Genomic DNA, 10411 nt, shown 5'->3' on the forward strand with positions numbered 1-10411 from the left:
CGGTGGCGCCCGCCCTCCGGGGCGAGCGAGGATCGCAACAGCGCAAAGGGATGTTGCTGGACGTGCCCTATACCGAGTGGCGCCCGCTCTCCGGGGCGAGCGAGGATCGCAACGCCCTCAACACGCCCGGCGGCATCGTCGACTTGCGCACCGTGGCGCCCGCCCTCCGGGACGGGCGAGGATCGCAACATCAAGGTGTGGGGTGACAGCGCAGGCGAACCAGTCATGTGGCGCCCGCCCTCCGGAACGGGCGAGGATCGCAACGACTACCTCATCGAGGGCGTGAGCCGATCGGTGATCCGGGTGGCGCCCGCCCTCCGGGGCGGGCGGGGATCGCAACGCGTTGCCGCGCAGGTCCGTCGTGGTGGGCTGCGTCGTGGCGCCCGCCCTCGGCGGCAGGCGAGGATCGCAACAGGTCAGTTACGGCCTCAACCCTGTCAGCAGGGATGACGCGTGGCGCCGCCCTTCGAGGCGGGCGAGAATCGCAACCACGACACCCCGCGGAGCGAGCCGTCAGCGGTGCCGAGTGGCGCCCGCCCTCCGGGACGGGCGAGGATCGCAACCGGTTCCTGGCCGCGCACCGTGCCGCCCCATCGCTGCGAGTGGCGCCCCCTCCGGGGTAGGCGAGGATCGCAACACCTGGGTGTCCAGGTACTTGAAGCGGACTTTTGCGCCGTGGCGCCCGCCCTCTGGGGCGGGCGAGGATCGCAACTGATTTGCCACGGAGTTGATCGCGCCGACGTGCCAAGCGGTGGCGCCCGCCTTCTGCGGCAGGCGAGGGCCGTAACCTGCACAGGCACTGCAGCGGCTTGTTGCTCCCGGCCGGTTGACGCCCCCTCGGACGATGCAGCAGGCATGCGTTGGGGCTTGTGGTGCAAGGAATGACTCTGTCCGAAATGTGCGGTGGCGCGGAGTCAGAGTGTCCTTCTTGCTGATGACTCCTTCCTGGCAGCCGGTCTGGTGGCCGCATCTGGTCAGTGCGGGTGGAGTTGGTCCAATGTCAGCGCGGATTGTCAGAGCTACTTCGTATCTTCGCCTTCCAACGCAACGTCGTGTTTTGGGGGCAGACCGTGACGAGTGGTCTATGGGCGCATAGTGCGAACCCGGCAGGTCACCGGCATGCGCTGGAAGATCACCTGCGAGACACCGCTGAGTTGGCTGGCCGGTTCGCGGCAGTATTCGGGGTTGCTGACCTGGCCGGTTACGTCGGGCTTGTGCATGACGTCGGCAAGGGCGCGTGCCCATGGCAGGACGGGCTTGTACGGGCTGAGAGATCCGGTGGGCCGGTGGTGGATGCCGGGGGGCGGGGCATTGATCACAAGTCCGCTGGGGCGTTTCTGGCTGTGCGCGAGGGACGTGTCGGGGCCTTCGGGTTGCCGGTGCTGGGGCATCATGGCGGGCTTCCCGCCTTGCGTCAGTTGGCGGGCAAGGTCGCTGATGCGAGCGGTGATCTGCAGGTGGCGGAGGCTATTGAGCGCGTCCGGCAGGTGGTGCCGGAGATCATGGGGGATCGGAGTTCGGCGGTTCCCGCGTGGGCTCTGGAGCCTGGCAATCGGCATGCGGCTGAGTTGCTCATGCGGATGGTGTTCAGCGCGTTGGTCGATGCGGACTTCCTTGATACCCGTCGGCATATGGAGGGGACGCTGCCGGCCGGAGCCGCGTCGTTGGCTGGCATGGTCGCGTCATTCGAGGCTCGTCGTGAGGAGTACCTGAGCAGGAAACAAGGTGGGCGAGAGGCCTCGGCGGTCGACCGGATTCGAGCGGAGCTCTATCAGCAGGCGGTCGCGGCGGCGGCGCTGGAGGTGGGGCTGTTTCCGTTCCCGGCGCCGACGGGGGCGGGGAAGACTCTCGGGGTGGCGGGGTTCGCGGCGCATCATGCAGCGTTGCATGGTCTGCAGCGTGTGATCATCGCGGTTCCCTACCTGTCGATCACCGAGCAGAACGCTGGGGTGTATCGGGAGGTATTCGGGGAGGAGCACGTCCTCGAACACCACAGCGGGGTCGACTTCAACGAACTGCCACCGGAACAACGGTGGCAGCGGCTGGCTGCGGAGAACTGGGATGCGCCGGTGGTCGTGACGACCACGGTCCGGTTGTTCGAGTCGTTGTTCAGCCGGAAGCCCTCGGCGATGCGGCGGCTGCATCGGCTCGCAGGGTCGGTGATCGTGCTGGATGAGGTGCAGTCGCTTCCGGATCCGATGTTGCCTCCGATTCTTTCGGCGTTGCGTCATCTGACGGAGTTCTTCGGGACGAGTGTCGTGCTGGCGTCTGCGACGCAGCCGGACTTCTTTTCCTTGGACGTCTTTGCGAACCTGAAGCCGAAGCCGGTGATTGCTGAGCCGGCCCCCGTCTATCGCAAGCTCCGGCGCGTCCGGTACGAGTGGCAATGCGAACGCCAGCGCTCGTTCGAAGAAATGGCCCAGCAGGTAGCCGCCGAGAGTAGTTGCCTGGCGATCGTGAACACCACCAAGGACGCCACCATTCTGCACCGGCACGTGGAGAGAATGGCAGAGGGCATCCCGGTTCTGCATCTGTCGACGCGCATGGCATCGCTTCACCGCCGCAAGGCACTCCAGGAGATCCGAGACCATCTGAAGGCGAAACGGCCGGTATTGGTGGTCAGCACTCAGCTGGTTGAGGCCGGTGTTGACGTAGATTTCCCGGTCGTGTTCCGGGCGTTCGCCTCTGCCGAGTCGTTGCAGCAGGCGGCCGGGAGGGCCAACCGTGAGGGGATGCTGGACGAGGGACGGGTAGTGGTTTTCGACCCGTCCGACGGAAGCGCTGTGGGCACGCGCATGGTTTACGGCGCGTCGCTCGATCTCACGCGTCAGTTCTTCGGCCCGGGCTTGGCAGATCCCGACGACCTTGACGCGCTGAGCGCCTACTACTGCGAGCGCTACTCCATAACGAACATCGAGGGGGCCGGGCCCGGAGCGGATATCCAGCGGTACCGCGCCGGGTTCGACTTCCCTGAGGTAGCTGACCGATTCAAGCTGATCGACGAGCAAACCGTCCCTGTGTTGGTGCCGTATGGGGACGACAGCGAACGTGAGCACCTGCGCCACCTGCTCACGCTTGCGGAAGGGCCACCGGCCTGGGTGCACCGGAAGATTCAGCCGTACTTGGCCAGGCTGCCGCGGCGTTTGGCGAAGCAGGGCTGTGATCAGGGAATGGCGACGCCCTTGGTTGGTGACCTCTATGAGTGGCAGGACGCCTACCACCCGCAGCGTGGGATCGAGTTCACCGACCTGAACGGAGAGGACCTGGTGTTTTGAGCACTCCTGCCCGGTATCCGCACCCGCCCCTGGTGGTTGAGGTGTGGGGAGAGTTCGCCTGTTTCACCCGGCCTGAGCTCAAGGCCGAGCGGTTCAGCTACGAGGTGATGACCCCGTCGGCGGCGCGTGGCGTTCTGGAGGCGATCTTCTGGCGTCCGGAGTTCGACTACGTGGTCACGGCGATCGAGGTGCTGCGACCGATCCGTTGGTTCTCGCTCCGTCGGAACGAGGTCAAGTCGATGACCAGTGTGGACGGGGTGCGGCGGATGATGGCCGACCCCACAGTCCGTTACGACGTGGAGAACGACCGCGACCAGCGCAACACCGTGGCGTTGCGTGACGTGGCCTACCGGATCCATGCCCAGGTCAGGCTGCGCCCCCACGCCACTGCTGGAGAGGTGAAGTACCGGGAGCAGCTCCGCCGGCGGGTCGACAAGGGCGCCTGCTTCTCCCAGCCGTTCCTGGGCACCCGGGAGTTCTCGGCGCAGTTCGGAAAGCCGTCCACCCTCACGGCGATCAGCGAGACGCGATTGCTCGGGCCGATGCTGCACAGCATCCGCTACAAGGACGGCAAGGAGACCTACGAGTGGTTCATGGCCGGGATGGAGGACGGCGTCATCCACGTCCCCGACCATGGCGTCGAACTGCCGTCGTCCGAGTCGCCACGTGCCGCCCGGTCGGCGCGGTCGGGGGCGTGAGCGCATGCCTATCAAGCAACTCGTCAAGTTCGCCACCGAGCAGGCCGGCCAAGGCGCGCCGCGTTACTACCGGCAGCGGGCCATCCGCTGGGTCATCAGAATCGACCCACAGGGGAACGGGCATCTGCTCAACCTCGTGACGGCGGACGCCAAGGCTGGAGTGCTGATGCCGGCCCCGTATGTGACGCGCACCAGCGGCGTCGCGGCGATGCTGGTGGTCGACACTCTGGATTACGTCTTTGCGGTGGCTAAGGACGACTCCGCCAAGGCTCAGGCGTCTGCGGAAAAACGTAACGACGCTTACGTGGAGCTGCTGCACGCCTGGAGGGACGCCACCGGTGACCCTGTCGCGGAGACCGTGTGTGAGTTCTTCGACCAGGAGAGGCACCTGCCGCTTCTCGAGAAGATCCCTGACGATGCTCCTTCGTCCGACCTGATCGCCGTGCGCGTTGCCGGTGAGTACGTGCATGAGCGTCCTTCCGCCATCGATTTCTGGGGTCAGGTCTCCCGGGACCGCAAGAGCTCGGGGCTCCAGGGCATGTGTCTGTCCTGCAATCGCGAGGGTTCGCTGCTCAAGACCGTCCCGGACATGATCAAGAGTTCGCTCATCCCGGTCGGTGTCGACTCCAAGGGGCGCCCGAAGCGTGGTCGCGACGCTGCTCTGATCTCGGTCAACACCAGCGCGCAGGGCCGTGGTGGGCAGCTGCAGCTCGGCAACACCCCGCTGTGTGAGGACTGCGGCGCCCAGACCATGGCGGCGCTGAACCACCTGCTGTCGGACGACCGCCATCGACGGCGTGGCGACGACAGCGTCCTGACGTGGTGGCTGGCCGAGCCCGCCGCCGAGTTCGACCTGATGATGATCGAGAATCCCGACCCTGGCCAGGTCAGGGATCTGCTGAAGGAGATCCACTCAGGTGGTGGACACACTCGGCTGGACGAGGGCGCCTTTCACGCGTTGACGTTGTCGGCCAATCAGAGCCGCGTGGTGGTCCGCGACTGGCTGGACGCGCCGCTCCGGGAGATCAAGCAGAACATCGCGTCCTGGTTCGACGATCACGGGTCGGTCGATGTGTGGAGCGACGGCGTCCACTACGTCCCGCTGCGCTTCCTGGTGCGGGCCAGCGGACGCTGGGACCGCGGCAAGAAGCAGTACGTTCCCGGCACCGCGATCCATGGTCTGGAGCGTGCCCTGCTGCACGCCGCACTCCACGGCGCCGCACCTCCCAGCCACCTGGTGCCGCAGCTGCTGCATCGCATCCGCAATGACCATCGGATCGATCTTCCCCGCGTGGCGCTGTTGCGGCTCGCCCTTACTCGTCCCCCGTTCAAGGAGGCCACGATGCCCGGCCTGGACCCAGGCAACACCACGCCCGCCTACGTCTGGGGCCGGACCTTTGCGGTCCTGGAGGCCCTGCAGCGGCGGGCTCTGCCCGACGTCAACGCCACCATCCGCGACAGGTTCTTCGGACTGGCGATGACGCAGCCCGCCGCGACGATGCGGTTGCTGCGCACCAACGCCAACGGGCACATCAAGAAGCTCAGCCGTAGCGAGAAGACCCGCCCGGCCGGACGGGCCCTCGACAACCGCCTGGCTGACCTGGTCGCTCTCCTTGATGCCGACAAGGGCCTGCCGCCGCACCTCAATGCCCGGGACCAGATGAAGTTCATCCTCGGCTACGACCATCAGCGCGCCCACGACGCCGCAGCGGCACGCGCCGCCAAGGAGGCCAAGAACGCCCAGGAGCCCCCCACCGATGAGAGCGACCCCACGGACGAGGCGTAGCCCCGCCGGGTCAGCCCGCCCACACCCGACTGTCTTCAAGGAGCCTTTTGATGACCGACGTGCACCACGACCCGGCGCGCAAGCACGACTTCGTGTTCCTGTTCGACGTCACCGACGGAAACCCCAACGGTGACCCCGACGCCGGCGGCATGCCGCGCACTGACCCCGAGACCATGCAGGGTCTGGTCACCGATGTTGCCATCAAGCGGAAGATCCGCAACATGGTCGCGCTGCTCGGCGCCGACAAGCCCGGCTACGACATCTACGTCGAGGCCGGGGTGTCCCTCAACTCCCAGCACGAGCGCGCCTACACCGCCCTCGGCGTTCCCAAGACCGAGAAGAAGGCCAAGGATTCCGCCGTCCAGGCGCAGGCGCGTGACTGGATGTGCCAGACCTTCTTCGACGTGCGGACCTTCGGCGCCGTCATGTCGACCGGCACCCAGTCCGCCGGACGCGTCCAGGGCCCTGTGCAGCTGACCTTTTCCCGTTCCATCGACCCGGTCATGCCGCAGGAGCACGGCATCACCCGCGTCACCCGCACCAAGACCGAGGACGACAAGGAAACCGAGATGGGCGGCAAGCACGCCGTCCCCTACGGCCTCTACCGCGGACATGGCCACTTCAGCGCGCCGTTGGCCGCCAAGACCGGCGTCACGTCCGACGACCTGGCGATGTTGTGGCGCTCGATGCAGCTGATGTTCGAGCACGACCGTGCATCCGGACGCGCCGAGATGGCGTTGCGCGGCCTGTACGTTTTCACCCACCACGACGGGTTCGGCACCGTCCCCGCTCACACGCTGTTCGACCTGATCACCGTGAAGGCGAATGTCGACGGGCCCACGCGGGCGTTCCACGAGTACGACGTGAAGGTTGACGAGAGCGGCATCCCGGACGGTGTCACGCTCACCCGGATCATCGGATGAGCCCGGGCGCGGACCAGATTCCCGTCCCGCTGTCCGCGCTCGAGCACTACGCCTACTGCCCCCGCCAGGCCGGGCTCATCCTGCTGGAAGCGGGGTATGCCGACGACGTCAACACCGTCCGCGGGACGCTCCTGCACCAGCGCGTCCACGAACCCGCGGAAGAGACCCGGCCCGGCGTGCGCACCCTGCGCGCCCTCCCCGTCTGGCACGACGGCCTCGGCCTGACCGGCGTCTGCGACGTCGTCGAGTTGCTCGACGACGGTGAGGTCGTTCCGGTCGAGCACAAGTCAGGCAGCTACAAACCGGACAACCCCGCTGACCTGCAGCTCGCCGGCCAGGCCATGTGCTTGGAAGAGCGTTTCGGCCGGGCCGTGCCGCTCGGCTACATCTACTCCAGCGCCGACCGCCGCCGCCATCCGGTGGCGATCGACGCTGAGCTGAGAGCCCGGGTGATCGAACTGGCGGACGCGGTACGAGCCGTCCTCACCGACACCGTCCTGCCCGGGCCCGTCGCCGACAAGCGGTGCCGGGGCTGCTCGATGAACACGCTGTGCATGCCCCGCCTGCTCGCCGATCGCAAGCTCTATCGGCGGCAGCTCGACCTCCGGTTCCGTCCCACACCCGAGAGCGATGCCTGGGATGACTGAACTCCTCAACACCCTCTACGTCCAGACCCCGGGCACATCCCTCTACCTGGAAGGCGACAGCCTCCGCGTCGTGCTGCCCGAGGGCGGCGAACGCCGAACCCTGCCACTGCGCCGCCTCCAGGAGATCGTCGCCTTCGGCAACATCCAGTTCAGCTCCGCGCTCCTGACCCGCTGCGCCGACGACGGACGCCCGGTGGTCTGGATGTCGTCCACAGGCCGCTTCCTCAGCCGCCTGGACGGCCCGACCCGCGGCAACGTCCTCCTCCGACACGCCCAACACCTCGCGCACGCCTCCCCGGACACCTCCCTTGAGGTCGCCCGCGCCGTCCTGGCTGGCAAATTCCAGAACAGCCGCCAACTCCTCCTGCGCGGCGCCCGCGATAACGACCGTCACCAGGACGAGATCCGCACACACGCCGATGCGATCGCCGACGCCATCCCCGCCCTCGAGACCACCCGTGACCTGGACACCCTCCGCGGAGTCGAAGGCAACGCCGCCCGCCACTACTTCACAGCCTTCGCCCTGCTCATCCGCCCTGGCCTAGACATCGCGCCGTTCCCCGGGCGCCGCAAACGCCCACCTACCGACCCGACCAACGCCCTGCTGTCCTTCCTCTACGGCTTGACGCGCTCAGGCGTCCACGGCGCCGCAGAACAGGTCGGCCTCGACCCCTACATCGGGTTCCTCCACGGCCTGCGCCCAGGGAAACCCGCCCTGGCACTGGACCTCATGGAAGAACTCCGCGCCCCCATCGCCGACCGCCTGGCCCTCACACTGCTCAACCGCCGCCAACTCCGAGCCGAACACTTCGAGACCCTGCCCGGCGGCGCCGTCCAACTCACCGAGGACGGCCGCAAGAAGACCCTCGTCGAATGGCAGGACTGGAAGAAACGCGACTGGCCCCACCGCCTCCTCGGCCGCCGCGTCCCCGCCGCCCTGCTGCCATCCGTCCAATCCCGCATCCTCGCCCGCCACCTCCGCGGCGAACTCCCCGCCTACATGCCCTGGATGGTGTGAATGGAACTGCTGCTCACCTACGACGTCAGCACCATCACCCCAGACGGCAGAAGCCGCCTCCGCAAAGTCGCGAAACTCTGCGAGGGCTACGGCATGCGCGTCCAGAAATCCGTCTTCGAGATCGTCTGCACCGAACCCGAACTCCTCACCCTCATCGACAAGATCCAGAAAACCATCAACGACACCGAAGACAGCATCCGCATCTACAAAGTCCCCAAGGGCTCCTTCCGCACCGTCCAAATGCTCGGCACCGCCCGCCCCCTACCCCACCACGACGCCCTGATCATGTAACGACCCCATGACAAGGCATATCAACGGCTCTGCCCGCATGCAGCAACGTCATCCGGTCCACAGTCGTGGACCGGATGACGAACCGCGGGCCGCTTCGAAGAGCAGCCCTACCGGATTGCACGCACGCGATCCCGAAGCCGGCAAGTTACGACCCTCGTCTACCAGAAGGTAGGAGCCACGCCCGTCCGGGCTGACCTCGAACTGGACCTCGAGCATGTGCCACCCCGCCCAGACGGGTCTGCGCGACACCGCGGCTGTCGCGAGTGGCGCGGCCGTGGATGGGCGCGATCCTCGCTCGCCCCGAAGGGCAGGCGCCACACTCATCCTCTTCGCGGGTCGAACGTGGTTCGGCCCAAAAGCTCGACGCGCGCAAACTATGGAAACAGCTGTTGAGTGCGGCTCCTTTTCCAGGTCGGGCCTCTGGCGGATCAGGTGCGGTCAGTTTCGGAGGCCATCGGCTGGACGCTGGATTCGAGGTCGGCGCGACGCTGTCGCATCCATGCCGGCTCCTCCCACTGCGGACGCTCCCGCAGACGCGCCTGGACGCTCCGGCGCGTTAGCGGGCGAAGCAGCCGGCCCAGAGGCGTCAGCTCACGGCGCATCGCTAGCAGACAACACTCGAGTTCAGGCGCGTTGTCATAGGGGAAGAAGGTTTGGCCCGACGCCTCGGTGTCGCTTTCCATCGGCGGTTGGCTCCAGGCTTCCTTGCGGTGTGGTCCTCCGCCCCGCCGCGTCTGTTTATACAGCTCCGCGTAAGCCTCGCCGACCACACGGGAATCCATGGTCAGCAGCGTCTGGTAGTAAGAGACGCTGAGAAAGACCTCACTGATTCGCTCGCCGAGGTCTGCCCTGACCTGGCTGTCCGAAGCCGGCCGATACCTGATCATGTACGGAAGCTCCTCGTAGCGGTGAATCACCTGGAGCGCTTCGGCGTACATTTGGCCCCTGGCCTCCCGCCGCTTCATAAACAGGTTCGACCAGTAGCCGACCAGCGCCACCGCGGCCGTCATAACACCGAGGGTGACCGGGACAAAGGTGCTGCTGGCCACGAACTCGCCTCCGGGGGGGCTCGGCGGTCGGTCGGATATGATCCTCCAGGTCGACCAATGGATTAGCTTTACCGATGGTTGTTTTCAATCATCGCATCCCGCGGTGACCTTGACACGGTCACATGAGGGACGGCCGGAGTACGCCAGAAGCGCACCGAGTAAAGACCCCGACGGATCGATCCTCGCCCGCCCCGGCGGGCGGGCGCCACATGTCGGAGGTCGGCGCGGCGGTCTGCGACTTGGTGTTGCGATCCTCGCCCGCCCCCGAGGACGGGTGCCACCAGGACATCGCTGACCATCTCGGCTGCACACGGTCGTTGCGATTCTCGTCCGCCCCCGGAGGGCGGGCGCCACTACGTACCGGCGTTCAGCTTGGCGTGCACGTCAGCGTCGTTGCGATCCTCGCCCGCCCCGGAGGGCGGGCGCCAGGTGTCGAGGACGGCCCGGATGCCCTTGGGGTCTTCGACGTTGCGATCCTCGCCCGCCCCGGAGGGCGGGCGCCAGTGCGGACGGTCCCGCCGTCGGACGCCAACCCTCAGGGGTTGCGATCCTCGCCCGTCCCGGAGGGTGGGCGCCAGCGAATCGCGGCTTGTGATTCGTCGCGAGGCACAGCAAGTTGCGATCCTCGCCCGCCCCAGGAGGGCGGGCGCCAGGTCCGGGCGAGGCTGCCCTTGCTCCAGCCGCCGTCGTTGCGATCCTCGCCCGCCCCGGAGGGCGGGCGCCA

Annotated in this window: 9 protein-coding genes; 8 read left to right on the forward strand and 1 reads right to left on the reverse strand. The window is 67.0% G+C overall.

Annotation, left to right across the window (positions count from 1 at the left end; genetic code table 11):
* From P696_RS57755 to cas2, 8 genes are all read left to right on the forward strand, one after another.
* Positions 1–206 (forward strand): hypothetical protein (locus P696_RS57755; protein WP_034489870.1); only part of this gene is annotated, 206 nt, incomplete at its 5' end.
* 864 nt (positions 207–1070) lie between these two features.
* The gene (locus P696_RS51780; protein WP_051469151.1) at positions 1071–3275 is read left to right on the forward strand and encodes a CRISPR-associated helicase/endonuclease Cas3; all 2205 of its coding nucleotides are present in this window, start codon (positions 1071–1073) and stop codon (positions 3273–3275) included.
* Positions 3272–3973 (forward strand): type I-C CRISPR-associated protein Cas5c, encoded by a 702-nt coding sequence (gene cas5c / locus P696_RS51785; RefSeq protein ID WP_084339072.1) that lies wholly within the window; start codon positions 3272–3274, stop codon positions 3971–3973. The genes P696_RS51780 and cas5c overlap by 4 nt, the downstream gene beginning before the upstream one ends.
* Positions 3974–3977: 4 nt before the next feature.
* Positions 3978–5759, forward strand: coding sequence for a type I-C CRISPR-associated protein Cas8c/Csd1 (gene cas8c / locus P696_RS51790; protein ID WP_051469133.1), 1782 nt, complete (start codon positions 3978–3980; stop codon positions 5757–5759).
* Positions 5760–5809: 50 nt separating this feature from the next.
* A complete protein-coding gene (cas7c, locus tag P696_RS0141675; protein ID WP_026416964.1) occupies positions 5810–6682 on the forward strand; it encodes a type I-C CRISPR-associated protein Cas7/Csd2 in 873 nt (290 codons plus the stop codon).
* Positions 6679–7329: a CRISPR-associated protein Cas4 gene (cas4, locus tag P696_RS0141680; RefSeq protein WP_026416965.1), complete on the forward strand. Its 651-nt coding sequence runs from the start codon at positions 6679–6681 to the stop codon at positions 7327–7329. Before cas7c ends, cas4 begins: the two co-directional genes overlap by 4 nt.
* On the forward strand, positions 7322–8347 hold the full coding sequence (gene cas1c, locus P696_RS0141685; RefSeq protein WP_026416966.1) for a type I-C CRISPR-associated endonuclease Cas1c: 1026 nt from the start codon (positions 7322–7324) through the stop codon (positions 8345–8347). Before cas4 ends, cas1c begins: the two co-directional genes overlap by 8 nt.
* Positions 8348–8638 (forward strand): CRISPR-associated endonuclease Cas2, encoded by a 291-nt coding sequence (gene cas2, locus P696_RS0141690; RefSeq protein WP_026416967.1) that lies wholly within the window; start codon positions 8348–8350, stop codon positions 8636–8638.
* Positions 8639–9066: 428 nt separating this feature from the next.
* Here the strand turns inward: cas2 and P696_RS0141695 are convergent, their stop codons facing one another.
* Complete coding sequence (locus P696_RS0141695) at positions 9067–9687, reverse strand: hypothetical protein (RefSeq protein WP_026416968.1); 621 nt, start codon at positions 9685–9687, stop codon at positions 9067–9069.
* Positions 9688–10411: the final 724 nt, after the last annotated feature.

It is taken from the genome of Actinomadura oligospora ATCC 43269 (assembly GCF_000518265.1).
GTDB lineage: Bacteria > Actinomycetota > Actinomycetes > Streptosporangiales > Streptosporangiaceae > Spirillospora > Spirillospora oligospora.